This is a genomic window from Paramagnetospirillum sp. (genome assembly GCF_058402745.1).
Map to the genome: position 1 here is coordinate 45,377 of NZ_JBZVFI010000013.1, position 23,390 is coordinate 68,766.

At 54.0% G+C, this 23,390-nt stretch carries 30 protein-coding genes; 15 read left to right on the forward strand and 15 right to left on the reverse strand.

Annotation, left to right across the window (positions count from 1 at the left end):
* The first annotated feature begins 56 nt into the window (after window positions 1-56).
* Together purQ and purL are read left to right on the forward strand one after the other, a co-directional pair.
* Window positions 57-746: a phosphoribosylformylglycinamidine synthase subunit PurQ gene (purQ, locus tag ACV4UZ_RS11165; RefSeq protein ID WP_491600905.1), complete on the forward strand. Its 690-nt coding sequence runs from the start codon at window positions 57-59 to the stop codon at window positions 744-746.
* The gene (purL, locus tag ACV4UZ_RS11170; protein WP_491600906.1) at window positions 743-2,947 is read left to right on the forward strand and encodes a phosphoribosylformylglycinamidine synthase subunit PurL; all 2,205 of its coding nucleotides are present in this window, start codon (window positions 743-745) and stop codon (window positions 2,945-2,947) included. Before purQ ends, purL begins: the two co-directional genes overlap by 4 nt.
* 115 nt (window positions 2,948-3,062) lie before the next feature.
* Here the strand turns inward: purL and ACV4UZ_RS11175 are convergent, their stop codons facing one another.
* The 3 genes from ACV4UZ_RS11175 to ACV4UZ_RS11185 all read right to left on the reverse strand — a co-directional run bounded on the left by ACV4UZ_RS11175 (window position 3,063) and on the right by ACV4UZ_RS11185 (window position 5,053).
* Window positions 3,063-3,308, reverse strand: coding sequence for a hypothetical protein (locus tag ACV4UZ_RS11175; RefSeq protein WP_491600907.1), 246 nt, complete (start codon window positions 3,306-3,308; stop codon window positions 3,063-3,065).
* A gap of 244 nt (window positions 3,309-3,552) precedes the next feature.
* The gene (locus ACV4UZ_RS11180) at window positions 3,553-3,828 is read right to left on the reverse strand and encodes a hypothetical protein (protein ID WP_491600908.1); all 276 of its coding nucleotides are present in this window, start codon (window positions 3,826-3,828) and stop codon (window positions 3,553-3,555) included.
* 166 nt (window positions 3,829-3,994) lie between these two features.
* Window positions 3,995-5,053: a hypothetical protein gene (locus tag ACV4UZ_RS11185; protein WP_491600909.1), complete on the reverse strand. Its 1,059-nt coding sequence runs from the start codon at window positions 5,051-5,053 to the stop codon at window positions 3,995-3,997.
* Between the two features lie 283 nt (window positions 5,054-5,336).
* Here ACV4UZ_RS11185 and ACV4UZ_RS11190 point away from each other — a divergent pair, with 283 nt between their 5' ends.
* Together ACV4UZ_RS11190 and grxD (ACV4UZ_RS11195) are read left to right on the forward strand one after the other, a co-directional pair.
* Window positions 5,337-5,594, forward strand: coding sequence for a BolA family protein (locus ACV4UZ_RS11190; protein WP_491600910.1), 258 nt, complete (start codon window positions 5,337-5,339; stop codon window positions 5,592-5,594).
* 82 nt (window positions 5,595-5,676) lie between these two features.
* Window positions 5,677-6,006 (forward strand): Grx4 family monothiol glutaredoxin, encoded by a 330-nt coding sequence (gene grxD / locus ACV4UZ_RS11195; RefSeq protein ID WP_491600911.1) that lies wholly within the window; start codon window positions 5,677-5,679, stop codon window positions 6,004-6,006.
* Window positions 6,007-6,547: 541 nt separating this feature from the next.
* Here the strand turns inward: grxD (ACV4UZ_RS11195) and ACV4UZ_RS11200 are convergent.
* From ACV4UZ_RS11200 to ACV4UZ_RS11210, 3 genes are all read right to left on the reverse strand, one after another.
* Complete coding sequence (locus ACV4UZ_RS11200; protein ID WP_491600912.1) at window positions 6,548-6,961, reverse strand: response regulator; 414 nt, start codon at window positions 6,959-6,961, stop codon at window positions 6,548-6,550.
* 266 nt (window positions 6,962-7,227) lie between these two features.
* On the reverse strand, window positions 7,228-7,671 hold the full coding sequence (locus ACV4UZ_RS11205) for a hypothetical protein (RefSeq protein WP_491600913.1): 444 nt from the start codon (window positions 7,669-7,671) through the stop codon (window positions 7,228-7,230).
* 481 nt (window positions 7,672-8,152) lie between these two features.
* Window positions 8,153-8,431, reverse strand: a complete 279-nt coding sequence (locus tag ACV4UZ_RS11210; protein ID WP_491600914.1) for a DUF6626 family protein — start codon at window positions 8,429-8,431, stop codon at window positions 8,153-8,155.
* Window positions 8,432-8,659: 228 nt separating this feature from the next.
* Between ACV4UZ_RS11210 and ACV4UZ_RS11215 the strand changes: the two genes are divergently transcribed.
* Complete coding sequence (locus tag ACV4UZ_RS11215) at window positions 8,660-9,529, forward strand: hypothetical protein (protein ID WP_491600915.1); 870 nt, start codon at window positions 8,660-8,662, stop codon at window positions 9,527-9,529.
* Window positions 9,530-9,792: 263 nt separating this feature from the next.
* Here ACV4UZ_RS11215 and ACV4UZ_RS11220 read toward each other — a convergent pair whose 3' ends face one another.
* The 5 genes from ACV4UZ_RS11220 to ACV4UZ_RS11240 form a co-directional block, all read right to left on the reverse strand.
* Window positions 9,793-10,053, reverse strand: a complete 261-nt coding sequence (locus tag ACV4UZ_RS11220; protein WP_491600916.1) for a hypothetical protein — start codon at window positions 10,051-10,053, stop codon at window positions 9,793-9,795.
* Window positions 10,054-10,205: 152 nt separating this feature from the next.
* On the reverse strand, window positions 10,206-10,661 hold the full coding sequence (locus ACV4UZ_RS11225) for a response regulator (RefSeq protein WP_491600917.1): 456 nt from the start codon (window positions 10,659-10,661) through the stop codon (window positions 10,206-10,208).
* Window positions 10,662-10,791: 130 nt separating this feature from the next.
* Window positions 10,792-12,009 carry a tyrosine-type recombinase/integrase gene (locus ACV4UZ_RS11230; protein WP_491600918.1) on the reverse strand — a complete coding sequence of 406 codons (1,218 nt, stop codon included), beginning with the start codon at window positions 12,007-12,009 and terminating at the stop codon, window positions 10,792-10,794.
* A 65-nt stretch (window positions 12,010-12,074) separates the two neighbouring features.
* The gene (locus ACV4UZ_RS11235; protein WP_491600919.1) at window positions 12,075-12,536 is read right to left on the reverse strand and encodes a response regulator; all 462 of its coding nucleotides are present in this window, start codon (window positions 12,534-12,536) and stop codon (window positions 12,075-12,077) included.
* A 227-nt stretch (window positions 12,537-12,763) separates the two neighbouring features.
* Window positions 12,764-13,207, reverse strand: a complete 444-nt coding sequence (locus ACV4UZ_RS11240) for a hypothetical protein (protein ID WP_491600920.1) — start codon at window positions 13,205-13,207, stop codon at window positions 12,764-12,766.
* 737 nt (window positions 13,208-13,944) lie between these two features.
* Between ACV4UZ_RS11240 and ACV4UZ_RS11245 the strand changes: the two genes are divergently transcribed.
* The 4 genes from ACV4UZ_RS11245 to ACV4UZ_RS11260 all read left to right on the forward strand — a co-directional run bounded on the left by ACV4UZ_RS11245 (window position 13,945) and on the right by ACV4UZ_RS11260 (window position 16,141).
* Window positions 13,945-14,223 carry a hypothetical protein gene (locus ACV4UZ_RS11245; protein ID WP_491600921.1) on the forward strand — a complete coding sequence of 93 codons (279 nt, stop codon included), beginning with the start codon at window positions 13,945-13,947 and terminating at the stop codon, window positions 14,221-14,223.
* Between the two features lie 416 nt (window positions 14,224-14,639).
* Window positions 14,640-15,143 (forward strand): tyrosine-type recombinase/integrase, encoded by a 504-nt coding sequence (locus ACV4UZ_RS11250; protein ID WP_491600922.1) that lies wholly within the window; start codon window positions 14,640-14,642, stop codon window positions 15,141-15,143.
* A 130-nt stretch (window positions 15,144-15,273) separates the two neighbouring features.
* Window positions 15,274-15,729, forward strand: a complete 456-nt coding sequence (locus ACV4UZ_RS11255) for a response regulator (protein WP_491600917.1) — start codon at window positions 15,274-15,276, stop codon at window positions 15,727-15,729.
* Window positions 15,730-15,880: 151 nt separating this feature from the next.
* Window positions 15,881-16,141 (forward strand): hypothetical protein, encoded by a 261-nt coding sequence (locus ACV4UZ_RS11260; RefSeq protein WP_491600916.1) that lies wholly within the window; start codon window positions 15,881-15,883, stop codon window positions 16,139-16,141.
* A 263-nt stretch (window positions 16,142-16,404) separates the two neighbouring features.
* On the opposite strand, the gene ACV4UZ_RS11265 is transcribed toward ACV4UZ_RS11260, so the two are convergent.
* Window positions 16,405-17,274, reverse strand: a complete 870-nt coding sequence (locus tag ACV4UZ_RS11265) for a hypothetical protein (RefSeq protein WP_491600915.1) — start codon at window positions 17,272-17,274, stop codon at window positions 16,405-16,407.
* A 229-nt stretch (window positions 17,275-17,503) separates the two neighbouring features.
* Between ACV4UZ_RS11265 and ACV4UZ_RS11270 the strand changes: the two genes are divergently transcribed.
* From ACV4UZ_RS11270 to ACV4UZ_RS11280, 3 genes are all read left to right on the forward strand, one after another.
* The gene (locus ACV4UZ_RS11270) at window positions 17,504-17,782 is read left to right on the forward strand and encodes a DUF6626 family protein (RefSeq protein ID WP_491600914.1); all 279 of its coding nucleotides are present in this window, start codon (window positions 17,504-17,506) and stop codon (window positions 17,780-17,782) included.
* A 481-nt stretch (window positions 17,783-18,263) separates the two neighbouring features.
* Window positions 18,264-18,707 carry a hypothetical protein gene (locus ACV4UZ_RS11275; protein ID WP_491600923.1) on the forward strand — a complete coding sequence of 148 codons (444 nt, stop codon included), beginning with the start codon at window positions 18,264-18,266 and terminating at the stop codon, window positions 18,705-18,707.
* Between the two features lie 266 nt (window positions 18,708-18,973).
* Window positions 18,974-19,387, forward strand: a complete 414-nt coding sequence (locus ACV4UZ_RS11280) for a response regulator (RefSeq protein ID WP_491600912.1) — start codon at window positions 18,974-18,976, stop codon at window positions 19,385-19,387.
* A gap of 541 nt (window positions 19,388-19,928) precedes the next feature.
* Here the strand turns inward: ACV4UZ_RS11280 and grxD (ACV4UZ_RS11285) are convergent.
* Window positions 19,929-20,258 (reverse strand): Grx4 family monothiol glutaredoxin, encoded by a 330-nt coding sequence (gene grxD, locus ACV4UZ_RS11285; RefSeq protein ID WP_491600911.1) that lies wholly within the window; start codon window positions 20,256-20,258, stop codon window positions 19,929-19,931.
* Between the two features lie 82 nt (window positions 20,259-20,340).
* On the reverse strand, window positions 20,341-20,598 hold the full coding sequence (locus ACV4UZ_RS11290; RefSeq protein ID WP_491600910.1) for a BolA family protein: 258 nt from the start codon (window positions 20,596-20,598) through the stop codon (window positions 20,341-20,343).
* Window positions 20,599-20,881: 283 nt separating this feature from the next.
* Between ACV4UZ_RS11290 and ACV4UZ_RS11295 the strand changes: the two genes are divergently transcribed.
* From ACV4UZ_RS11295 to ACV4UZ_RS11305, 3 genes are all read left to right on the forward strand, one after another.
* Window positions 20,882-21,940, forward strand: a complete 1,059-nt coding sequence (locus ACV4UZ_RS11295; RefSeq protein WP_491600909.1) for a hypothetical protein — start codon at window positions 20,882-20,884, stop codon at window positions 21,938-21,940.
* A gap of 166 nt (window positions 21,941-22,106) precedes the next feature.
* On the forward strand, window positions 22,107-22,382 hold the full coding sequence (locus ACV4UZ_RS11300) for a hypothetical protein (RefSeq protein WP_491600908.1): 276 nt from the start codon (window positions 22,107-22,109) through the stop codon (window positions 22,380-22,382).
* Between the two features lie 244 nt (window positions 22,383-22,626).
* The gene (locus ACV4UZ_RS11305) at window positions 22,627-22,878 is read left to right on the forward strand and encodes a hypothetical protein (RefSeq protein ID WP_491600924.1); all 252 of its coding nucleotides are present in this window, start codon (window positions 22,627-22,629) and stop codon (window positions 22,876-22,878) included.
* Window positions 22,879-22,985: 107 nt separating this feature from the next.
* Here the strand turns inward: ACV4UZ_RS11305 and ACV4UZ_RS11310 are convergent, their stop codons facing one another.
* Window positions 22,986-23,183, reverse strand: coding sequence for a hypothetical protein (locus ACV4UZ_RS11310; RefSeq protein WP_491600925.1), 198 nt, complete (start codon window positions 23,181-23,183; stop codon window positions 22,986-22,988).
* Window positions 23,184-23,390: the final 207 nt, after the last annotated feature.

The following is a 23,390-nucleotide window of genomic DNA, read 5'->3' on the forward strand; positions in this document are numbered from 1 at the left end:
CGAATCGGTTCCGGGGTACACAAGGCCTCCGTCTCCCTTGCGTGAAGGCAACGCCCTTGAAAGCCGCCGTCATCGTTTTCCCCGGCTCCAACTGCGACCGCGACGTCGCCGTGGCGCTGGAAGCCAGCATGGGCTCCAAGCCCCTCATGGTGTGGCACCGCGACACCCAACTGCCCGACCTGGACCTGATCGTGGTTCCCGGCGGCTTCTCCTATGGCGACTACCTGCGCTGCGGCGCCATGGCGGCCCATTCGCCGATCATGCGCGAGGTGAAGGCCCAGGCGGAGAAGGGCACCAGGGTGCTGGGCATCTGCAACGGCTTCCAGATCCTGACGGAAACCGGCCTGCTGCCCGGCGTCCTGATGCGCAACCGCAATCTCAAGTTCATCTGCCGGGACGTGTACCTGCGGGTCGAGAACGCGGGCACCGACTTCACCAGGAAGCACAAGGCGGGCGACGTGGTGCGCTATCCCATCGCCCATGCCGAGGGCAACTACTTCGTCGAGGCCGAGACCTTCCGCGCCATGGAGGGCAACGGCCAGGTGGCGTTCCGCTACTGCTCCAAGGCGGGTGAGGTGTCCGACGCCTTCAATCCCAACGGGGCGCTGTCCAACGTGGCCGGTGTCTACAACGAGACCAAGACGGTGCTGGGCCTGATGCCCCACCCCGAGCGTCTGGCCGAGGACCTGCTGGGCGGGTCCGACGGCAAGAAGATGTTCGATTCCCTGGTGGAGGCGCTGCGATGAGCCAGATTACCCCCGAGATCATCGCCCAACACGGCATCAAGCCGGACGAATACGCCAAGATCCTCGAGATCATGGGCCGCGAGCCCAATCTGACCGAGCTCGGCATCTTCTCGGTGATGTGGTCCGAGCACTGCTCGTACAAGTCGTCGAAGAAGTGGCTGAAGACCCTGCCGACCAAGGCGCCGTGGGTGATCTGCGGCCCCGGCGAGAATGCCGGCATCATCGATATCGGCGACGGCCAGGCCATCGTCTTCAAGATGGAAAGCCACAACCACCCCAGCTTCATCGAGCCCTACCAGGGCGCGGCCACCGGCGTGGGCGGCATTCTCAGGGACGTGTTCACCATGGGCGCGCGTCCCATCGCCAACATGAACGCGCTGCGCTTCGGCGATCCCTCCCACCCCAAGACCCGCCATCTGGTGGCGGGCGTGGTGGCCGGCATCGGCGGCTACGGCAATTGCGTCGGCGTGCCCACCGTGGGCGGCGAGACCAATTTCCACCCCAGCTACAACGGCAACATCCTGGTCAACGCCATGACCGTGGGTCTGGCCGACAAGGACAAGATCTTCTATTCGGCCGCCGCCGGCATCGGCAATCCCGTGGTCTATTTCGGCTCGAAGACCGGCCGTGACGGTATCCACGGCGCCACCATGGCCTCGGCCGAGTTCGACGAGAAGTCGGAGGAGAAGCGCCCCACCGTGCAGGTGGGCGACCCCTTCACCGAGAAGCTGCTGATCGAGGCCTGCCTGGAGCTGATGGCCACCGACGCCATCGTCGCCATCCAGGACATGGGCGCCGCCGGCCTGACCTCGTCCTCCTTCGAGATGGCGTCCAAGGGCGGCCTGGGCATCGAGATGGACCTCGACGCCGTGCCCATGCGCGAGGAGGGCATGAGCGCCTACGAGATCATGCTGTCCGAATCCCAGGAACGCATGCTGATGGTCCTGAAGCCCGGCCGCGAGGCCCTGGCCAAGGCCATCATGGACAAGTGGGAGCTGGACTTCGCCGTGGTGGGCGTGCTCACCGATACCGGCCGCATGGTGCTGAAGCGCCATGGCGCGGTGGTGGCGGACCTGCCCATCGACCCGCTGGCGCTGGCCTCGCCCGAATACGACCGCCCCTGGACCGCTCCGGCCAAGCGCCCGGTGGTGGACGCCAAGGACGTGCCCCAGATCTGCGTCGCCGAGGCGCTGAAGACTCTGGTGGCCTGTCCCGATCTGGCGTCGAAGCGCTGGATCTACTCCCAGTACGACCACATGGTGATGGGCGACACGGTGGGCCGTCCCGGCGGCGACGCCGCCGTGGTGCGCATCCACGGCACGGACAAGGCGGTGGGCATCACCACCGACGTGACGCCGCGCTACGTGCTGGCCGATCCCTACGAGGGCGGCCGTCAGGCGGTGGCCGAGGCCTATCGCAACCTGTCGGCGGTGGGCGCGCTGCCCATGGCCATCACCGACAACCTGAATTTCGGCAATCCGGAAAAGCCCGAGATCATGGGCCAGATCGTCGAGGCCATCCGCGGCATGGGTCAGGCCTGCCGCGAGCTGGACTTCCCCGTGGTGTCGGGCAACGTCTCGCTCTACAACGAGACCCAAGGCAACGCCATCCTGCCCACCCCGGCGGTGGGCGGCGTCGGCCTGCTGGAGGACGTCACCAAGTCCGCCACGGTGGCCTTCAAGCGCGAGGGCTCGTCCATCGTGCTGATCGGCGAGACCAAGGGCTGGCTGGGCTCGTCGCTCTACCTGCGCGAGATCTGCAAGCGGGAAGACGGCGCTCCGCCGCCCGTGGCGCTGCATCGCGAGCGCCGCGCCGGTGAACTGGTCCGCCAGCTGATCGGCGACGGTCTGGTGCTGGCCTGCCACGACGTCTCGGACGGCGGCCTGCTGGTGGCGGTGGCCGAGATGGCCATGGCGTCCGAGGACAGGATCGGCGCCAAGCTGGATGCCCCCCATAACCTGCCGCTGCACGCCTGGTGCTTCGGCGAGGACCAGGGGCGCTACGTGCTGGAAGTCTCCGACAACGACCTGGCCAGCGTGCTGGAAGAGGCGGCGGAGCACGACACCACCGCCCGCGTCATCGGCAAGACCGGCGGTTCGGTGATCAGCGTCGGCGGTCGCGCCGTGCCGGTCTTCGAACTGGCCGAAGCCAACGAAGCCTGGCTGCCCGCCTATATGGGCGAGGAAATGTCGGGGCATTGAGGTACCCTGCGGAACGCGGTTGATTCGTTCCGATCGGCATGGCCGGGAGGCATCGCCTCCCGGTCAGGGATCGGGGCGCACGCCCCGAAGAATTAAACGGGCTCCGTATCAGGGGCTAGACGGAAAACTGTGCGGCGTATACGCCGTGGTCACTGATGGTGCCTGGGGCGAATAGCGTGAGAAGGCTTCCCCCGGCCATGGCCTGGGTGGGAGTGAGATTGGAGATGATCCAATCCAATCCTTCCGCCTTGTGGTACAGATTGCAGCTGTTGACGGTTGCCGCTCCCCCGAATGGCGTGTACTGCGTGGAATCCAGGTTGAAGTCACCGGCCAGGATGAACCTGTCCGTGGGGATCTTCATGTTCGCGGTTACAAATCCCTCCACCAATTTGGCGTATTTCTGCCGTTCCGCCACATCCGGAACGTCAATTTGATTGGGGCCATGGTAGTTGAAAATATGAACCTGGGTATGACCGTAAGCGACGCAGCCACTCGTCAGCTTTCGTTGCCAACCGCTCCCATTATATATGTCGTAGTCGAGAAGGCTTACATAATTTATAAGCTTTGATGCCGTAATCTGTCCCTCGGACTTCCAGAATATAATGTCATCCGTAAATCGAATTGTCTCCTGAATATTGTTGTATCCATTTGATTTTAATATTTTTAATACATTTTTCTGTATTTCTACCTTGCTTTTGCTCCATGCTTTTTTGCAGCGCAACCTCCTGCGCGCAAATGATGTCGATATCCGTCACGCCGAACGGCTTCAAGGGCTGAGTCGCGATACGAGAGAAGAATGAGGTCAGGTTGCTGTTATAATTGGGGCGGTAGGTGTCGTGGCCATATGCTTGATTCCAGGTAGCGATGCTGATGGTGCCCATGATGATCACCTCTGAAGGCGAGTGGTTGGAATTAACCAGGATTCGAAGTTGGACGCTTTGGTGTCGAACCGCCTGAAAAACCAGGTTCGATTCCTGATCAATGTATTGGGACATGCCCATGCACCTGGTCGACGCCTGCAGGGCGTCAACCAGATGTCATCGAACCCTAATGGGCTGCTGCGAGGAGGCGGACCGTATGGCGTCCGGCCAGCTGGCTCGGCGTATCTTTCGTTGTGCTGGAGCAGATAAGGCTGGTGGAAAATGTTATGTTGCCGAGTTCGCCCCCGTTTGGTGATTCGGCAATAACTTCGATGGCGTATTCCATTCCTTCCTTCATTTTTGCGGAAAAAATAATTCTGAATTCCTTATCTTTTTTTGTGTCTGACTTTTTGAACATGATTGTTCGCGTAAGGGTGCTTTCGCCTGTCGCGTAAAAGATATCATTTTCATCAACTTTGTTTTTTTCTTCCGCAAGTTGGCAGATGGTGAATTTCGTGCCCTCTGCTGCCCCGCGTCCGTGAATGACGAAGGTGCCGTCGTGTTCCGTTGTCTTGGTGGAGTGGTCGCTATGCGGGGTGTGCGTGAAGTAATAAATAATGGAATGCTTGGTGATTGCGCCTTGCTCATGCTTCACGTTCCGTGTGCCGATATTCGGGTGTTTGGTAATCCAGCTTGTGTATTCGGCCGTGGATGCGAATTCATGAGGAAGCGTCGGGTTTGCCTTCGTGCTTGCCAGCATGACGAAGCAGCAATGCTCTGCGACGCCCTTGGTATCGATTCTGAATGGGCCTGCGACGCCAATGGAATTGGCTGGAATTGAAATCTGATGAATATGTTCCTCGGCGTTGATTTCGTCTTCGGTCGGGTCGTAAAGTGATTCGCTGTCAATATTTGGTAGTGTTCCTCTGTTATTCAGAAGGGCGTTTCGCTCAAGTTGTACGGTTGCTGCCATGAAGAATATGCATACATTGGCGGTGAGCGTGGACTTGGACGTGTTCTTAACGCGGACAAGAGCGTAGTAGTATCGCTCTCCGCGCTTTAAAATATTGACGTTGTGGTCACGATTCCAGTCATCCTTGCTGCCGAAGCTAGTTCTTGTCTTTTCGATATTGCTCAGGCTGTCGAGAATCAGGACGTCTGGCGATTCGCACAGGAACTGCGTACGAGTGGTTGAACCCTCGTCGCTGAGGTCGTCGCGGATGAGCAGATAATCGTCATCGTTCATGGCTCTGCACCCTATGATTGTTAGTATGAATTTATAAACGCTTAAAAAATTAATATATGCGATATTGCATCCTATAAAGAATTAAAAAATTATAAAATTAGTCAAAAAGTGGTTATGTGCCGAGGCGTGCGGATTGCTGGTGTCGGATTGGGTTTCGGTCCATGTGCCGGCCATTGCGCGCGTGAGGAAGGCCCTTCATCCCCTGGGGCCATAGCGCTGTTGCGGGCGCGAAGTGCGCCCCGTATTGTGGGGGGTGGAAGGGGATCATTAGGAAAGATACGCCATGCCCATGGAAGCCAGTGAGATCGAAGCCCTGATTCGCCAGGGGATTCCCGACGCCAAGGTGATCATCGAGGATCTGCGCGGCGACGGCGATCACTACTCGGCCCTGGTGATTTCCGAGGCGTTTCGCGGCAAGAGCCGCGTTGCCCAGCACCAGATGGTCTTCGCCGCCATGCAGGGCAAGATGGGCGGCCAGCTGCACGCCATGGCGCTGCAGACCGCCACGCCCGATAACGCCCCCGATTTCGCCAAGGACTAGGCTGGCGCGCTTGCGCCCCGGCGCCGTGCTGCCTACATCTCAACCACGATCCGTCACGATCATTTCCAAGGAATTTCGACCGATGAACAATCCCGTTTTCGACCGCATCCGCCAGGACCTTGCCGAGAATGATGTGGTCCTCTACATGAAGGGCACGCCCATGTTCCCGCAGTGCGGCTTCTCCGCCGCCGTGGTGCAGGTGCTGACCAATCTGGGCGTCAAGTTCAAGGGCATCGATATCCTGGTCGATCCTTCCTTGCGCGAAGGCATCAAGCAGTTCACCAACTGGCCGACCCTGCCGCAGCTCTACGTCAAGGGTGAGTTCGTCGGCGGCTGCGACATCGTGCGCGAGATGGCCGAATCGGGCGAGCTGAAGCAGCTGATGGCCGACAAGGGCGTCGCCACCGCCTAATTCTGTCCGCCCGATAGAACCGACTGGTCATGTCATCCTGAGGCAAAGCCCACGGCTGTCCGGATTACTTCGGCCAGCACCGGTCTCTTGCCTTGCCCAGGGTTGGTTTGAGATGGCTCCACCGGAATGGGGATACGGAAAAAGCCTCTTCAACCACCAAGACACCAAGGACACCAGGAGGACAGAGCGGATCGCCCCGCCCAACCTCACCGTCATGGCCGGGCATCGTCCCGGCCATCCACGCGGATCCGCTGGAATGCCTCATGAAACAATAGTCCCTGCGGATGGGCGTGGATGCCCGGAACAAGTCCGGGCACGACGCACCTGGAATGTCCTCTTGGTGTCCTTGGTGTCTTGGTGGTGAAAAAACCGTCCGCCAGCACCCAGGCAATTGAACCAGACAGCAGTGGGCAAGGCCGAAGGATCTTTCACGCGATCGCGGCAGCCACTTCAGGCTGAAAGATCCTTCCTTCCTGTGGTCGTCAGGATGACGAATCCATTCAAAACGCGGCCCGGAAGGCGACTTCCGGGCCGCTTTGCCTTAGGAAACGTCCCTGGCATAGGCCTCGAGCGCCGACAGGCCGCTCTCCAGGTCTTCCACCTCCAGGCATTTCTGCATGACGGAATCCGCTCCCTGGGCGATCCAGCCCTGATGCTTGCCGGGGTCCTGTGACCCGGTCATGATGATGACCGGAACGTCCCTCAGCAGCGTGTCCAGCTTCATGTAGATCAGCAGCTCAGAGGCGTCCTCGGACCCCACCTGGCCGTCCAGCAGGACCACGTCGGTGTCGGCGCCGCCGGTCCGTTCGATTCCTTGGTTGAAATGATCCACCGCCCCGTCGATGGAATCGACCCAGGTCACGGCGCAATCGAACACCTGCGCCCCCAGCGCGAATTGCTGCAACCGGGCGTCGGCCACATTGTCTTCGACGATCAGCACCTTGAGGTGTCGCACGATTGCCTTCGCCGGGAGCCCGCTGGGGAATCAATTATAGCGGAAACCACTTGTACGGGAAAGTTTGCCGCCTTACGCACAAAGAACAACGGCCCGGAGTTTCCTCCGGGCCGTGTCGTGTCGCCGGTGGGCGAACCTTAGCGCGAATAGTGCAGCGAATGCGAGTATTGCGCTGTTTCTACTACACTATTTGCGCCAAACAAAGCGGTATGCACTAAATCAGTTATACGCCTTAAGTATCGTCGTCCGCTATCACTCATTTACCGTCAGCCTTTCCGCAGCATGACCAAGCGATCCTTTTTTGCAATGGCCAGGGCCTTGTCCAGCTCGCCCACCTGCACAGCTTCCATCAGCGTTTCAATAACGCTCGCAAGCTGCTCCATCGTGCCAGCCACCACCGCAGTGTTCTCGCCGCTCAACTTCAATGGCCGATTACCATAGCGCAATTCCAGCAGCCAGTTACCGTCAGTGTCCTGCCAAAACCACTGGCGCAGCCGCTTGCTGCGCTCGTATCCAACACGCTCGCCGTTCTCGTCCGTCTTGTATCGCGTCTGCTTCACCGTAAACGCCGTGCCGTCCAGCATGGCCTTAACCAAGCCAAGCTGTTCCGCCAAGTTTCCCAGCACCCGTTGCCGCGCATACTGTTCCGCGCTCAAATTTTCCGTCTTGCGCGTTGCAGTGGTCAGTTTCAATTTCGCAAATGCAGTCATGTCCTATACTCCAAGCTGTTCGCTTGCAATACAGTAATGTCTGTGTTGTGCTATCGGTGACCAATATATCTTTAAGTTGCTGTAATCGTTGTCCTATGCAGCGCATTTTAATATAATGTAGTTGTGCCCAATCTGATCAGTTTTTCGGCGGTCGGTTTGTATTATTTCAACCGCCAAGCTCCGCTCGTCGTCACACAGCGCAGTTTCAACTGCGCTGTGTGCATGTAGCTCCCCAAGTTGCTTTGCTGCTGTAATGGGCGTTTCCGACGTGATGCGCGGATCAAAGCGGAGGAGGGAAGTGCAATGCGTTTTTCTGATCGCGCCCCAACTTACGTCACGTAAGTTCGCCCCTATGCCGTTCAGCACCAGCGAAGTGTCGTGTTACACGACAACATCGGCGAACATACAGCATGTATGTTCGCCCCAATGCCGTTCACTGAAGTGTCGGTTTACACGACAACATGCTGGACGTGGACGCAAATCAGCACCGTCCCACCATCACGCTGTCCCAAATTCGCCCACTCAGTTTCTCCAATATCGCCGCGTCCTTGCCGCGCTGTTCCGCCTTCGCCCTGACCAATGCCTTCGTCAAATTTCCAGCCAATGTCAGCATCGTCCGCAGCCCCGCTTGCCGTTGCCGCGCTTTCATGCTGCCATAATAGCTCCGATCACGTCCAAGCCACTTTCTGCTAAAGTCGTATTGACCTTCGGTTAAGTTGTTGGTTTTTAAGATTATATATGCGTTTTGTAATGCGTTCATAATTCCTCCAAATATATTTTTGAATTACCGATATTATTTATGCCAAAGATCATAAATACCGCTGCGCATGTAGCGCGGTTCAAAGAAGGAGTATTGAAAATGGAACGCAATTATTATGTAAATGTGGGATTTAACGGAGAGTTTGTGCATATAACGCAGCTTGCCCTTTATGCCATTCAAGCCACGCTGCGCTGTTCCGCAGTTCGCCGCGTCCAATAGCGTGTCGCCATGTCCGTCCTCCAGCACGTCACCAAAGAAGATCTAAAATACCGATTTGTGGACAAAGTGGGCGATCACGCTGTCAGCAAAATCCGCCAGCGTGCCTATGTGATCAATGCGTTATGCAGCGATTTGACCGACAAAGACGCAACTGCGCTCGCGTACCGCATCATGCACTGTTCCACCCATCACCCATGCAATCAGCCGTTTTGCCCCATGTGTCGCCATAACCAGCAGCGTAAAGCCAAGGCCAAAATGCTCGCTGCTTTTAGCAATGTGCCAACAAGCCAGTTGCGTTTTCTCACTGTCCTGCACAGTGTCCATTACAATGCCGCCGCAATAGATAGCGATCTTATCAAGCGTGCAAAGCGTTCCGTGCGCAATTTGTTGGACTATATAAAAATCAAAGACGATGTTGATGTGCAAATGATTGGAAGTTTTGAAATTGAAGCTTTCGCTGCAAACGCTGTTTTAAGCGATCGCAAAATAGCTTCATTAAGTGCGATTGGTTTTCAACAAACCAATCAATCGCCGTTTTTTCTTCTGCATTTTCATGCCGTTGTAAATCTCGGGACGCTGTCCGATGCTAAACTGCAATCCATGCTAAAGTCGCCAATTCGCTATCCGCATAGCCATCAAGTTCTTTTGCAACAATTGCATTCCGATAAGTCACAGATTGATAATTTAGAGGCGCTTGCAAGCTACATGTTAAAGTATCGCTTGCAGCATAGTCAGCGTCTAAAATTTGAAGACGATCAAAATGAACAGTACAAGCGAACGTGCTATCAAAGTCTGTATGCCATTCCAATTGCTAAATCAGTCGTTATGTCCGTCAATGCATGTAACAACTTCAACGGTATGTCATTCAAGTTTATGTAATTCGTTTTCGTATTGAAAAGTATTCGTAGAGTTTTATTGTTTTGGAATTGTTGTCTGTGATAAAATATTTTAATTGGATTTAGTGGTTTGTTGGGATTTTATGGAATATGGGAAATTGATATTAAGTAAGTGCTGTATAATACATATACAAACTATAGACCGCCCTAAAAAAGTCCAAGTTCCAAAACATCCAATGTTTCCGCGCTGTCCAGCGTGTTATTTGTTTTTTGAATATTTTTCTGTCAGTAAAATTCATTGCACCGTTATTTTTGTTCAAGGGCTGTCTCAGTTTCATTTGCCGCAGCTTTATATTTTTCCGCTTCTGCCCTCATTTTTATTATATCAGCCTTTATCTGCCCCAATTCAAGTTTCGCCCGTTCCAGCTCCACCTGTTCCCGTTCCAGCGTCGCATCGCTGTAAATCATTGCCATCAATTGCCGTCTCTCGTCGCTTATCGTCTCGCCCCTGCGTTCCTTTTTCCGCACCAGCCAAGCGTCAGCGTCAATTATCTCCCGTGCCTTCATGCCACTATTTATGCAGCGTGATCACCGATCTTTCCAAAATTCTGACCTGGTTGTCGCCGCAATCCGCCCCGATCTGTCCCGCCAACATACAGCATGTATGTTCGCCAATTGCCCGCGCCAATCGCTGTCGCATTTCTCATTGGTATGTCTACCTACTGAGCTGCTACGTCCTTCGCATATTCCTCAAAAATGCGCAGTCCTTCTTCAAGCTCTCTGCAATCAAAGCGCCATGCAATCACATGCGCCGCGCCATTATTAAGATACAGCCCCTTGTCATTGTAATCCGTATACCCGCACAGCACTACAGCCGCAGATTGTTCAGTTATGTTCGTTGTGCTCAAATAGCATAAAGCCGCAATTGCATTCATCTCGCTATCAAGTCGTCCAATCAAAATAATATCAGGTAGCAAATTTTTGTTGCTTCTGTTTAATTCGTTCAATTTTGCAAGCGCAACATCTACATTGCACTCCGATGTTATATCGCAGTCGTAGCTCTGCTTGTTAAGCGCTGCCGTAATCAGCGCTATGTTCGCCTTGCTTTCATCAATGATGAAAAACTTCAGTCGCCGCGCCATAGTTCCAACCATAGTCATATAAGTTTTCACCATTACGTATGCCCTAAAAAACCATCGGCATAAAGCGCCAGTCCATGGATTATGCCTTTGTGCAATTAGCCTATCCATTAGTGTTAACTACGCGCCTCTGCCTCCATGCCAGCATAATCACTATCGTTCGCCGTCAAATCAGCTTGTCCGCCGCCAGCGTCGTGCTTACATGCCCATAATGCTGTTCAATCATCAGCACGCTCGTTCCCATGTTCCGCGCCAGCAAGTAAACGTCCGTGCCCCCGTACAGCAGTCTAAACGTCGCGTAGGTGTGTCTCAGGCTATAAAGCGTTCTCGCGTTGCCGTGCCTGTCCGTGTCCAAGCCAGCCGCCGCCATCAAATTCTTAAAGCCCACCTCAAACGTGTGTATGTCCTCGCCGCTGCTGTTCGTAAATAGCCCGTTTCCCTTTGCCCGCGCCTCGTCCAAGTCCTTCCAACCATAATGCGCCAGCAGCTTCTTCAACGTGTTCCGCGCCGCTCGTGTCCCAATCACCGCCCGCTTGCCCGTCTTGCCATCCACCCAAAGCCGCAGCGTTTCCGTTTGCTTGCCGTTGCCCGTGTGTATCAGTTCAACGTCCCGCCAAGTCAGTCCACGCGCCTCACCAACCCGCATGCCCGTTCCAACCAGCAGCCGCACGTAAAGTTCCAAAAGTTGCCTGTCCCGTTTCACACGTGGATGCTCCGCAGATCGCGTGCGCTGCCGTGCCGTCCATATCAGCAGCCTGTATTCCTTCACGTCAAAAGCGCCGCGCCTATTCGTCTTTGCCCGCTTCGCCTTCATAAACGCCAGTTGCTTCAAAGACCCTTGTTCCAGCCCGTGCTTCAAAATCTGCCGCAACATGCTCTGTTCCATCACCAGCGTTTTCGCCGAAGGCGTTGTCGCCGCTGTTGCTACCTTCCTGTCCGCACCGTAGCCCTTCGTCCAATAGTCCAGCCGCCAGTCGTCGTAATCGTTAAAGTCCGCCGTCGTTATGCTGTTGATCGGTTTTTTGCCGAAAAATGGCAGTAAATAACGCTTTAGCGTGCCCTCAACCAGCACCAACCGTCCCTTACTCAAGCGTCCTTCCAGCGTCTCCCGCTGTGCCTTGCGCACGTAATCGTCCGCAAGTTGTTTGAATGTTTGATCTTTTAAGGGGTGATTGTTGCGTTGCTTGTAGCGCAGTTCCTCGTACAGCTCCTCCGCCGTCCGCTTCGCCTCCGCCAAGTCCGTCGTTTTCATGCTGCGCCGCACCAGCGTGCGTTCCGTGCCAAGCCTAAAACGCGCCTGCCAAATGCCCCGTTTGTCGCTCGCCAGCGTGTACAGCACAATCCGACCGCCACGCAGTTCAATTTCACGCTGTCCAACTTCCATAGCCGCACCTTAAAAGTGCCTGTTAGCTACGTGTTAGTATAGCGTCTTACTATCTAAAGAATTACCTATAAGTCTTTCGCATTATCAGTTGCCAGTTGCCTACGCTCTTCAAAGTCAGTCTTTAGCCGTATAAGCTCCGCTTCAAAATCGTCAAGCGTCGTTTCCTTGTGCAAGTATATATCAGCTTTCTTTTTGTGGCATAAATACAAGTCTTGTGGGCAATCTGTCTTGCACTGCAAGCTTGTCAAAATCGCCACGTATGTGTCCGCAATTTCACCCGTGTTGCGTATTATCTCAAGTGTTTCACAACCTGAAATAACCGGCATATTTACGTCAAGTATTACAATATGATACGCGCATTCTGTCAACGCAGCTTGCTTCAGCTTATCAATGCCCGTATAGCCGTCCGTCACGTGCTCAACGCTACAGCCAATCCTGCCAGCCTGTAGCGTCAGCTTCGTCAGCGTCGCTTCCGCAACGTTGTCGTCAATAATCAGTATCCTCGCATTCTGCACGTGTTGCGTCATCTCACCCACCCAACAAAAAAGCTGTCCCGCACCATGTGCCAGACAGCTTCTTCGTCACGTTCCAAACCCTGCGTTACCGCAGAATTTGGTAATGCGTGTTAGCGCGAATTGTGCAGCTAATGCGAGTGTCTTATTGTTTTTGCTGCACTTTTTACGCCATAAAAAGCTATCAGCCTCATACCTGTTATACCCCAAAAGTATCGCCGCAATCTACCACCTTTGCGCCGTCAGCCTTTCCGCAGCATGGCCAAGCGTTCCTTCTTCGCAGCTGCCAGCACCTTGTCCAGCTCGCCCACCGTCACAGCTTCCATCAGCGTTTCAATAACGCTCGCAAGCTGCTCCTTCGTGCCAGCCACCACCGCAGTGTTCTCGCCGCTCAGTTTCAATGGCCGATTACCATAGCGCAGTTCCAGCAGCCAGTTACCGTCAGCGTCCTGCCAAAACCACTGGCGCAGCCGCTTGCTGCGCTCGTATCCAACACGCTCGCCGTTCTCGTCCGTCTTGTATCGCGTCTGCTTCACCGTAAACGCCGTGCCGTCCAGCATGGCCTTAACCAAGCCAAGCTGTTCCGCCAAGTTTCCAAGCACCCGTTGCCGCGCATACTGTTCCGCGCTCAAATTTTCCGTCTTGCGCGTTGCATTGGTCAGTTTCAATTTTGCAAATGCAGTCATGTTATGTACTCCAAGCTGTTCGCTTGCAATACAGTAATGTCTGTGTTGTGCTATCAGTGACCGATTTATCTATAAGTAACTGTAATCGTTGTCCTGTGCGGCGTATTTTCATATAATGTAGTTGTACTAAACCTGATCAGATTTTCGGCGGTCGGTTTGTATTATTTCAACCGACAAGCTCCGCTCGTCGTCACACAGCGCAGTTTCAACTGGGGCGGTGAGAAGGAACTGAGATTGACGACAACGTGCGGAAGCGACGCTGACGAAGCTGACGCTACAGGCTGGCAGGATTGGCGGTAGCGTTGAGCACGTGACGGACGGCTATACGGGCAGTGATAAGCTGAAGCAAGCTGCGTTGACAGAATGCGCGTATCATAGTGTAATACTTGACGTAAATATGCCGGTTATTTCAGGTTGTGAAACACTTGAGAGAATACGCAACACGGGTGAGAGTGCGGACACAGACGTGGCGAGTTGACAAGCTTGCAGTGCAGGACAGATGCCCACAAGACTTGTATTTATGCCACAAAAAGAAAGCTGATATATACTTGCACAAGGAAACGACGCTTGACGATTTTGAAGCGGAGCTTAGACGGCTAAAGACTGACTTTGAAGAGCGTAGGCAACTGGCAACTGATAATGCGAAAGACTTATAGGTAATTCTTTAGATAGTAAGACGCTAGACTAACACGTAGCTAACAGGCACTTTTAAGGTGCGGCTATGGAAGTTGGACAGCGTGAAATTGAACTGCGTGGCGGTCGGTGTGCTGTACACGCTGGCGAGCGACAAACGGGGCGTTTGGCAGGCGCGTTTTAGGCTTGGCACGGAACGCGCGCTGGTGCGGCGCGGCGTGAAAACGACGGACTTGGCGGAGGCGAAGCGGACGGCGGAGGAGCTGTACGAGGAACTGCGCTACAAGCAACGCAACAATCACCCCTTAAAAGATCAAACATTCAAACAACTTGCGGACGATTACGTGCGCAAGGCACGCGGGAGACGCTGGAAGGACGCTTGAGTAAGGGACGGTTGGTGCTGGTTGAGGGCACGCTAAAGCGTTATTTACTGCCATTTTCGGCAAAAAACCGATCGACAGCATAACGACGGCGGACTTTAACGATTACGACGACTGGCGGCTGGACTATTGGACGAAGGGCTACGGTGCGGACAGGAAGGTAGCGACGGCGGCGACAACGCCTTCGGCGAAAACGCTGGTGATGGAACAGAGCATGTTGCGGCAGATTTTGAAGCACGGGCTGGAACAAGGGTCTTTGAAGCAACTGGCGTTTATGAAGGCGAAGCGGGCAAAGACGAATAGGCGCGGCGCTTTTTGACGTGAAGGAATACAGGCTGCTGATATGGACGGCACGGCAGCGCACGCGATCTGCGGAGCATCCACGTGTGAAACGGGACAGGCAACTTTTGGAACTTTACGTGCGGCTGCTGGTTGGAACGGGCATGCGGGTTGGTGAGGCGCGTGGACTGACTTGGCGGGACGTTGAACTGATACACACGGGCAACGGCAAGCAAACGGAAACGCTGCGGCTTTGGGTGGATGGCAAGACGGGCAAGCGGGCGGTGATTGGGACACGAGCGGCGCGGAACACGTTGAAGAAGCTGCTGGCGCATTATGGTTGGAAGGACTTGGACGAGGCGCGGGCAAAGGGAAACGGGCTATTTACGAACAGCAGCGGCGAGGACATACACACGTTTGAGGTGGGCTTTAAGAATTTGATGGCGGCGGCTGGCTTGGACACGGACAGGCACGGCAACGCGAGAACGCTTTATAGCCTGAGACACACCTACGCGACGTTTAGACTGCTGTACGGGGGCACGGACGTTTACTTGCTGGCGCGGAACATGGGAACGAGCGTGCTGATGATTGAACAGCATTATGGGCATGTAAGCACGACGCTGGCGGCGGACAAGCTGATTTGACGGCGAACGATAGTGATTATGCTGGCATGGAGGCAGAGGCGCGTAGTTAACACTAATGGATAGGCTAATTGCACAAAGGCATAATCCATGGACTGGCGCTTTATGCCGATGGTTTTTTAGGGCATACGTAATGGTGAAAACTTATATGACTATGGTTGGAACTATGGCGCGGCGACTGAAGTTTTTCATCATTGATGAAAGCAAGGCGAACATAGCGCTGATTACGGCAGCGCTTAACAAGCAGAGCTACGACTGCGATATAACATCGGAGTGCAATGTAGATGTTGCGCTTGCAAAATTGAACGAATTAAACAGAAGCAACAAAAATTTGCTACCTGATATTATTTTGATTGGACGACTTGATAGCGAGATGAATGCAATTGCGGCTTTATGCTATTTGAGCACAACGAACATAACTGAACAATCTGCGGCTGTAGTGCTGTGCGGGTATACGGATTACAATGACAAGGGGCTGTATCTTAATAATGGCGCGGCGCATGTGATTGCATGGCGCTTTGATTGCAGAGAGCTTGAAGAAGGACTGCGCATTTTTGAGGAATATGCGAAGGACGTAGCAGCTCAGTAGGTAGACATACCAATGAGAAATGCGACAGCGATTGGCGCGGGCAATTGGCGAACATACATGCTGTATGTTGGCGGGACAGATCGGGCAGATTGCGGCGACAACCAGGTCAGAATTTTGGAAAGATCGGTGATCACGCTGCATAAATAGTGGCATGAAGGCACGGGAGATAATTGACGCTGACGCTTGGCTGGTGCGGAAAAAGGAACGCAGGGGCGAGACGATAAGCGACGAGAGACGGCAATTGATGGCAATGATTTACAGCGATGCGACGCTGGAACGGGAACAGGTGGAGCTGGAACGGGCGAAACTTGAATTGGGGCAGATAAAGGCTGATATAATAAAAATGAGGGCAGAAGCGGAAAAATATAAAGCTGCGGCAAATGAAACTGAGACAGCCCTTGAACAAAAATAACGGTGCAATGAATTTTACTGACAGAAAAATATTCAAAAAACAAATAACACGCTGGACAGCGCGGAAACATTGGATGTTTTGGAACTTGGACTTTTTTAGGGCGGTCTATAGTTTGTATATGTATTATACAGCACTTACTTAATATCAATTTCCCATATTCCATAAAATCCCAACAAACCACTAAATCCAATTAAAATATTTTATCACAGACAACAATTCCAAAACAATAAAACTCTACGAATACTTTTCAATACGAAAACGAATTACATAAACTTGAATGACATACCGTTGAAGTTGTTACATGCATTGACGGACATAACGACTGATTTAGCAATTGGAATGGCATACAGACTTTGATAGCACGTTCGCTTGTACTGTTCATTTTGATCGTCTTCAAATTTTAGACGCTGACTATGCTGCAAGCGATACTTTAACATGTAGCTTGCAAGCGCCTCTAAATTATCAATCTGTGACTTATCGGAATGCAATTGTTGCAAAAGAACTTGATGGCTATGCGGATAGCGAATTGGCGACTTTAGCATGGATTGCAGTTTAGCATCGGACAGCGTCCCGAGATTTACAACGGCATGAAAATGCAGAAGAAAAAACGGCGATTGATTGGTTTGTTGAAAACCAATCGCACTTAATGAAGCTATTTTGCGATCGCTTAAAACAGCGTTTGCAGCGAAAGCTTCAATTTCAAAACTTCCAATCATTTGCACATCAACATCGTCTTTGATTTTTATATAGTCCAACAAATTGCGCACGGAACGCTTTGCACGCTTGATAAGATCGCTATCTATTGCGGCGGCATTGTAATGGACACTGTGCAGGACAGTGAGAAAACGCAACTGGCTTGTTGGCACATTGCTAAAAGCAGCGAGCATTTTGGCCTTGGCTTTACGCTGCTGGTTATGGCGACACATGGGGCAAAACGGCTGATTGCATGGGTGATGGGTGGAACAGTGCATGATGCGGTACGCGAGCGCAGTTGCGTCTTTGTCGGTCAAATCGCTGCATAACGCATTGATCACATAGGCACGCTGGCGGATTTTGCTGACAGCGTGATCGCCCACTTTGTCCACAAATCGGTATTTTAGATCTTCTTTGGTGACGTGCTGGAGGACGGACATGGCGACACGCTATTGGACGCGGCGAACTGCGGAACAGCGCAGCGTGGCTTGAATGGCATAAAGGGCAAGCTGCGTTATATGCACAAACTCTCCGTTAAATCCCACATTTACATAATAATTGCGTTCCCATTTTCAATACTCCTTCTTTGAACCGCGCTACATGCGCAGCGGTATTTATGATCTTTGGCATAAATAATATCGGTAATTCAAAAATATATTTGGAGGAATTATGAACGCATTACAAAACGCATATATAATCTTAAAAACCAACAACTTAACCGAAGGTCAATACGACTTTAGCAGAAAGTGGCTTGGACGTGATCGGAGCTATTATGGCAGCATGAAAGCGCGGCAACGGCAAGCGGGGCTGCGGACGATGCTGACATTGGCTGGAAATTTGACGAAGGCATTGGTCAGGGCGAAGGCGGAACAGCGCGGCAAGGACGCGGCGATATTGGAGAAACTGAGTGGGCGAATTTGGGACAGCGTGATGGTGGGACGGTGCTGATTTGCGTCCACGTCCAGCATGTTGTCGTGTAAACCGACACTTCAGTGAACGGCATTGGGGCGAACATACATGCTGTATGTTCGCCGATGTTGTCGTGTAACACGACACTTCGCTGGTGCTGAACGGCATAGGGGCGAACTTACGTGACGTAAGTTGGGGCGCGATCAGAAAAACGCATTGCACTTCCCTCCTCCGCTTTGATCCGCGCATCACGTCGGAAACGCCCATTACAGCAGCAAAGCAACTTGGGGAGCTACATGCACACAGCGCAGTTGAAACTGCGCTGTGTGACGACGAGCGGAGCTTGGCGGTTGAAATAATACAAACCGACCGCCGAAAAACTGATCAGATTGGGCACAACTACATTATATTAAAATGCGCTGCATAGGACAACGATTACAGCAACTTAAAGATATATTGGTCACCGATAGCACAACACAGACATTACTGTATTGCAAGCGAACAGCTTGGAGTATAGGACATGACTGCATTTGCGAAATTGAAACTGACCACTGCAACGCGCAAGACGGAAAATTTGAGCGCGGAACAGTATGCGCGGCAACGGGTGCTGGGAAACTTGGCGGAACAGTTTGGCTTGGTTAAGGCCATGCTGGACGGCACGGCGTTTACGGTGAAGCAGACGCGATACAAGACGGACGAGAACGGCGAGCGTGTTGGATACGAGCGCAGCAAGCGGCTGCGCCAGTGGTTTTGGCAGGACACTGACGGTAACTGGCTGCTGGAATTGCGCTATGGTAATCGGCCATTGAAGTTGAGCGGCGAGAACACTGCGGTGGTGGCTGGCACGATGGAGCAGCTTGCGAGCGTTATTGAAACGCTGATGGAAGCTGTGCAGGTGGGCGAGCTGGACAAGGCCCTGGCCATTGCAAAAAAGGATCGCTTGGTCATGCTGCGGAAAGGCTGACGGTAAATGAGTGATAGCGGACGACGATACTTAAGGCGTATAACTGATTTAGTGCATACCGCTTTGTTTGGCGCAAATAGTGTAGTAGAAACAGCGCAATACTCGCATTCGCTGCACTATTCGCGCTAAGGTTCGCCCACCGGCGACACGACACGGCCCGGAGGAAACTCCGGGCCGTTGTTCTTTGTGCGTAAGGCGGCAAACTTTCCCGTACAAGTGGTTTCCGCTATAATTGATTCCCCAGCGGGCTCCCGGCGAAGGCAATCGTGCGACACCTCAAGGTGCTGATCGTCGAAGACAATGTGGCCGACGCCCGGTTGCAGCAATTCGCGCTGGGGGCGCAGGTGTTCGATTGCGCCGTGACCTGGGTCGATTCCATCGACGGGGCGGTGGATCATTTCAACCAAGGAATCGAACGGACCGGCGGCGCCGACACCGACGTGGTCCTGCTGGACGGCCAGGTGGGGTCCGAGGACGCCTCTGAGCTGCTGATCTACATGAAGCTGGACACGCTGCTGAGGGACGTTCCGGTCATCATCATGACCGGGTCACAGGACCCCGGCAAGCATCAGGGCTGGATCGCCCAGGGAGCGGATTCCGTCATGCAGAAATGCCTGGAGGTGGAAGACCTGGAGAGCGGCCTGTCGGCGCTCGAGGCCTATGCCAGGGACGTTTCCTAAGGCAAAGCGGCCCGGAAGTCGCCTTCCGGGCCGCGTTTTGAATGGATTCGTCATCCTGACGACCACAGGAAGGAAGGATCTTTCAGCCTGAAGTGGCTGCCGCGATCGCGTGAAAGATCCTTCGGCCTTGCCCACTGCTGTCTGGTTCAATTGCCTGGGTGCTGGCGGACGGTTTTTTCACCACCAAGACACCAAGGACACCAAGAGGACATTCCAGGTGCGTCGTGCCCGGACTTGTTCCGGGCATCCACGCCCATCCGCAGGGACTATTGTTTCATGAGGCATTCCAGCGGATCCGCGTGGATGGCCGGGACGATGCCCGGCCATGACGGTGAGGTTGGGCGGGGCGATCCGCTCTGTCCTCCTGGTGTCCTTGGTGTCTTGGTGGTTGAAGAGGCTTTTTCCGTATCCCCATTCCGGTGGAGCCATCTCAAACCAACCCTGGGCAAGGCAAGAGACCGGTGCTGGCCGAAGTAATCCGGACAGCCGTGGGCTTTGCCTCAGGATGACATGACCAGTCGGTTCTATCGGGCGGACAGAATTAGGCGGTGGCGACGCCCTTGTCGGCCATCAGCTGCTTCAGCTCGCCCGATTCGGCCATCTCGCGCACGATGTCGCAGCCGCCGACGAACTCACCCTTGACGTAGAGCTGCGGCAGGGTCGGCCAGTTGGTGAACTGCTTGATGCCTTCGCGCAAGGAAGGATCGACCAGGATATCGATGCCCTTGAACTTGACGCCCAGATTGGTCAGCACCTGCACCACGGCGGCGGAGAAGCCGCACTGCGGGAACATGGGCGTGCCCTTCATGTAGAGGACCACATCATTCTCGGCAAGGTCCTGGCGGATGCGGTCGAAAACGGGATTGTTCATCGGTCGAAATTCCTTGGAAATGATCGTGACGGATCGTGGTTGAGATGTAGGCAGCACGGCGCCGGGGCGCAAGCGCGCCAGCCTAGTCCTTGGCGAAATCGGGGGCGTTATCGGGCGTGGCGGTCTGCAGCGCCATGGCGTGCAGCTGGCCGCCCATCTTGCCCTGCATGGCGGCGAAGACCATCTGGTGCTGGGCAACGCGGCTCTTGCCGCGAAACGCCTCGGAAATCACCAGGGCCGAGTAGTGATCGCCGTCGCCGCGCAGATCCTCGATGATCACCTTGGCGTCGGGAATCCCCTGGCGAATCAGGGCTTCGATCTCACTGGCTTCCATGGGCATGGCGTATCTTTCCTAATGATCCCCTTCCACCCCCCACAATACGGGGCGCACTTCGCGCCCGCAACAGCGCTATGGCCCCAGGGGATGAAGGGCCTTCCTCACGCGCGCAATGGCCGGCACATGGACCGAAACCCAATCCGACACCAGCAATCCGCACGCCTCGGCACATAACCACTTTTTGACTAATTTTATAATTTTTTAATTCTTTATAGGATGCAATATCGCATATATTAATTTTTTAAGCGTTTATAAATTCATACTAACAATCATAGGGTGCAGAGCCATGAACGATGACGATTATCTGCTCATCCGCGACGACCTCAGCGACGAGGGTTCAACCACTCGTACGCAGTTCCTGTGCGAATCGCCAGACGTCCTGATTCTCGACAGCCTGAGCAATATCGAAAAGACAAGAACTAGCTTCGGCAGCAAGGATGACTGGAATCGTGACCACAACGTCAATATTTTAAAGCGCGGAGAGCGATACTACTACGCTCTTGTCCGCGTTAAGAACACGTCCAAGTCCACGCTCACCGCCAATGTATGCATATTCTTCATGGCAGCAACCGTACAACTTGAGCGAAACGCCCTTCTGAATAACAGAGGAACACTACCAAATATTGACAGCGAATCACTTTACGACCCGACCGAAGACGAAATCAACGCCGAGGAACATATTCATCAGATTTCAATTCCAGCCAATTCCATTGGCGTCGCAGGCCCATTCAGAATCGATACCAAGGGCGTCGCAGAGCATTGCTGCTTCGTCATGCTGGCAAGCACGAAGGCAAACCCGACGCTTCCTCATGAATTCGCATCCACGGCCGAATACACAAGCTGGATTACCAAACACCCGAATATCGGCACACGGAACGTGAAGCATGAGCAAGGCGCAATCACCAAGCATTCCATTATTTATTACTTCACGCACACCCCGCATAGCGACCACTCCACCAAGACAACGGAACACGACGGCACCTTCGTCATTCACGGACGCGGGGCAGCAGAGGGCACGAAATTCACCATCTGCCAACTTGCGGAAGAAAAAAACAAAGTTGATGAAAATGATATCTTTTACGCGACAGGCGAAAGCACCCTTACGCGAACAATCATGTTCAAAAAGTCAGACACAAAAAAAGATAAGGAATTCAGAATTATTTTTTCCGCAAAAATGAAGGAAGGAATGGAATACGCCATCGAAGTTATTGCCGAATCACCAAACGGGGGCGAACTCGGCAACATAACATTTTCCACCAGCCTTATCTGCTCCAGCACAACGAAAGATACGCCGAGCCAGCTGGCCGGACGCCATACGGTCCGCCTCCTCGCAGCAGCCCATTAGGGTTCGATGACATCTGGTTGACGCCCTGCAGGCGTCGACCAGGTGCATGGGCATGTCCCAATACATTGATCAGGAATCGAACCTGGTTTTTCAGGCGGTTCGACACCAAAGCGTCCAACTTCGAATCCTGGTTAATTCCAACCACTCGCCTTCAGAGGTGATCATCATGGGCACCATCAGCATCGCTACCTGGAATCAAGCATATGGCCACGACACCTACCGCCCCAATTATAACAGCAACCTGACCTCATTCTTCTCTCGTATCGCGACTCAGCCCTTGAAGCCGTTCGGCGTGACGGATATCGACATCATTTGCGCGCAGGAGGTTGCGCTGCAAAAAAGCATGGAGCAAAAGCAAGGTAGAAATACAGAAAAATGTATTAAAAATATTAAAATCAAATGGATACAACAATATTCAGGAGACAATTCGATTTACGGATGACATTATATTCTGGAAGTCCGAGGGACAGATTACGGCATCAAAGCTTATAAATTATGTAAGCCTTCTCGACTACGACATATATAATGGGAGCGGTTGGCAACGAAAGCTGACGAGTGGCTGCGTCGCTTACGGTCATACCCAGGTTCATATTTTCAACTACCATGGCCCCAATCAAATTGACGTTCCGGATGTGGCGGAACGGCAGAAATACGCCAAATTGGTGGAGGGATTTGTAACCGCGAACATGAAGATCCCCACGGACAGGTTCATCCTGGCCGGTGACTTCAACCTGGATTCCACGCAGTACACGCCATTCGGGGGAGCGGCAACCGTCAACAGCTGCAATCTGTACCACAAGGCGGAAGGATTGGATTGGATCATCTCCAATCTCACTCCCACCCAGGCCATGGCCGGGGAAGCCTTCTCACGCTATTCGCCCCAGGCACCATCAGTGACCACGGCGTATACGCCGCACAGTTTTCCGTCTAGCCCCTGATACGGAGCCCGTTTAATTCTTCGGGGCGTGCGCCCCATCCCTGACCGGGAGGCGATGCCTCCCGGCCATGCCGATCGGAACGAATCAACCGCGTTCCGCAGGGTACCTCAATGCCCCGACATTTCCTCGCCCATATAGGCGGGCAGCCAGGCTTCGTTGGCTTCGGCCAGTTCGAAGACCGGCACGGCGCGACCGCCGACGCTGATCACCGAACCGCCGGTCTTGCCGATGACGCGGGCGGTGGTGTCGTGCTCCGCCGCCTCTTCCAGCACGCTGGCCAGGTCGTTGTCGGAGACTTCCAGCACGTAGCGCCCCTGGTTCTCGCCGAAGCACCAGGCGTGCAGCGGCAGGTTATGGGGGGCATCCAGCTTCGGCGCCGATCCTGTCCTCAGAACCCCCCATGTCGGCCGGCCCCGCCACCCACGGCCGCCGGTGGCGTCCCGTGGCCGGCCAGCTCGCCGATCAGCTGGCGGACCAGTTCACCGGCGCGGCGCTCGCGATGCAGCGCCACG

Bases quoted from the DNA above. Each gene is read 5' to 3' on its own strand.
- purL (WP_491600906.1), top strand. From the start codon at position 743: ATGAGCCAGATTACCCCCGAGATCATCGCCCAACACGGCATCAAGCCG.
- ACV4UZ_RS11175 (WP_491600907.1), bottom strand. From the start codon at position 3,308: ATGAAGATCCCCACGGACAGGTTCATCCTGGCCGGTGACTTCAACCTG.
- ACV4UZ_RS11180 (WP_491600908.1), bottom strand. From the start codon at position 3,828: ATGGGCACCATCAGCATCGCTACCTGGAATCAAGCATATGGCCACGAC.
- ACV4UZ_RS11185 (WP_491600909.1), bottom strand. From the start codon at position 5,053: ATGAACGATGACGATTATCTGCTCATCCGCGACGACCTCAGCGACGAG.
- ACV4UZ_RS11190 (WP_491600910.1), top strand. From the start codon at position 5,337: ATGCCCATGGAAGCCAGTGAGATCGAAGCCCTGATTCGCCAGGGGATT.
- grxD (WP_491600911.1), top strand. From the start codon at position 5,677: ATGAACAATCCCGTTTTCGACCGCATCCGCCAGGACCTTGCCGAGAAT.
- ACV4UZ_RS11205 (WP_491600913.1), bottom strand. From the start codon at position 7,671: ATGACTGCATTTGCGAAATTGAAACTGACCACTGCAACGCGCAAGACG.
- ACV4UZ_RS11210 (WP_491600914.1), bottom strand. From the start codon at position 8,431: ATGAACGCATTACAAAACGCATATATAATCTTAAAAACCAACAACTTA.
- ACV4UZ_RS11215 (WP_491600915.1), top strand. From the start codon at position 8,660: ATGTCCGTCCTCCAGCACGTCACCAAAGAAGATCTAAAATACCGATTT.
- ACV4UZ_RS11220 (WP_491600916.1), bottom strand. From the start codon at position 10,053: ATGAAGGCACGGGAGATAATTGACGCTGACGCTTGGCTGGTGCGGAAA.
- ACV4UZ_RS11225 (WP_491600917.1), bottom strand. From the start codon at position 10,661: ATGGTGAAAACTTATATGACTATGGTTGGAACTATGGCGCGGCGACTG.
- ACV4UZ_RS11230 (WP_491600918.1), bottom strand. From the start codon at position 12,009: ATGGAAGTTGGACAGCGTGAAATTGAACTGCGTGGCGGTCGGATTGTG.
- ACV4UZ_RS11235 (WP_491600919.1), bottom strand. From the start codon at position 12,536: ATGACGCAACACGTGCAGAATGCGAGGATACTGATTATTGACGACAAC.
- ACV4UZ_RS11240 (WP_491600920.1), bottom strand. From the start codon at position 13,207: ATGACTGCATTTGCAAAATTGAAACTGACCAATGCAACGCGCAAGACG.
- ACV4UZ_RS11255 (WP_491600917.1), top strand. From the start codon at position 15,274: ATGGTGAAAACTTATATGACTATGGTTGGAACTATGGCGCGGCGACTG.
- ACV4UZ_RS11260 (WP_491600916.1), top strand. From the start codon at position 15,881: ATGAAGGCACGGGAGATAATTGACGCTGACGCTTGGCTGGTGCGGAAA.
- ACV4UZ_RS11265 (WP_491600915.1), bottom strand. From the start codon at position 17,274: ATGTCCGTCCTCCAGCACGTCACCAAAGAAGATCTAAAATACCGATTT.
- ACV4UZ_RS11270 (WP_491600914.1), top strand. From the start codon at position 17,504: ATGAACGCATTACAAAACGCATATATAATCTTAAAAACCAACAACTTA.
- ACV4UZ_RS11275 (WP_491600923.1), top strand. From the start codon at position 18,264: ATGACTGCATTTGCGAAATTGAAACTGACCACTGCAACGCGCAAGACG.
- grxD (WP_491600911.1), bottom strand. From the start codon at position 20,258: ATGAACAATCCCGTTTTCGACCGCATCCGCCAGGACCTTGCCGAGAAT.
- ACV4UZ_RS11290 (WP_491600910.1), bottom strand. From the start codon at position 20,598: ATGCCCATGGAAGCCAGTGAGATCGAAGCCCTGATTCGCCAGGGGATT.
- ACV4UZ_RS11295 (WP_491600909.1), top strand. From the start codon at position 20,882: ATGAACGATGACGATTATCTGCTCATCCGCGACGACCTCAGCGACGAG.
- ACV4UZ_RS11300 (WP_491600908.1), top strand. From the start codon at position 22,107: ATGGGCACCATCAGCATCGCTACCTGGAATCAAGCATATGGCCACGAC.
- ACV4UZ_RS11305 (WP_491600924.1), top strand. From the start codon at position 22,627: ATGAAGATCCCCACGGACAGGTTCATCCTGGCCGGTGACTTCAACCTG.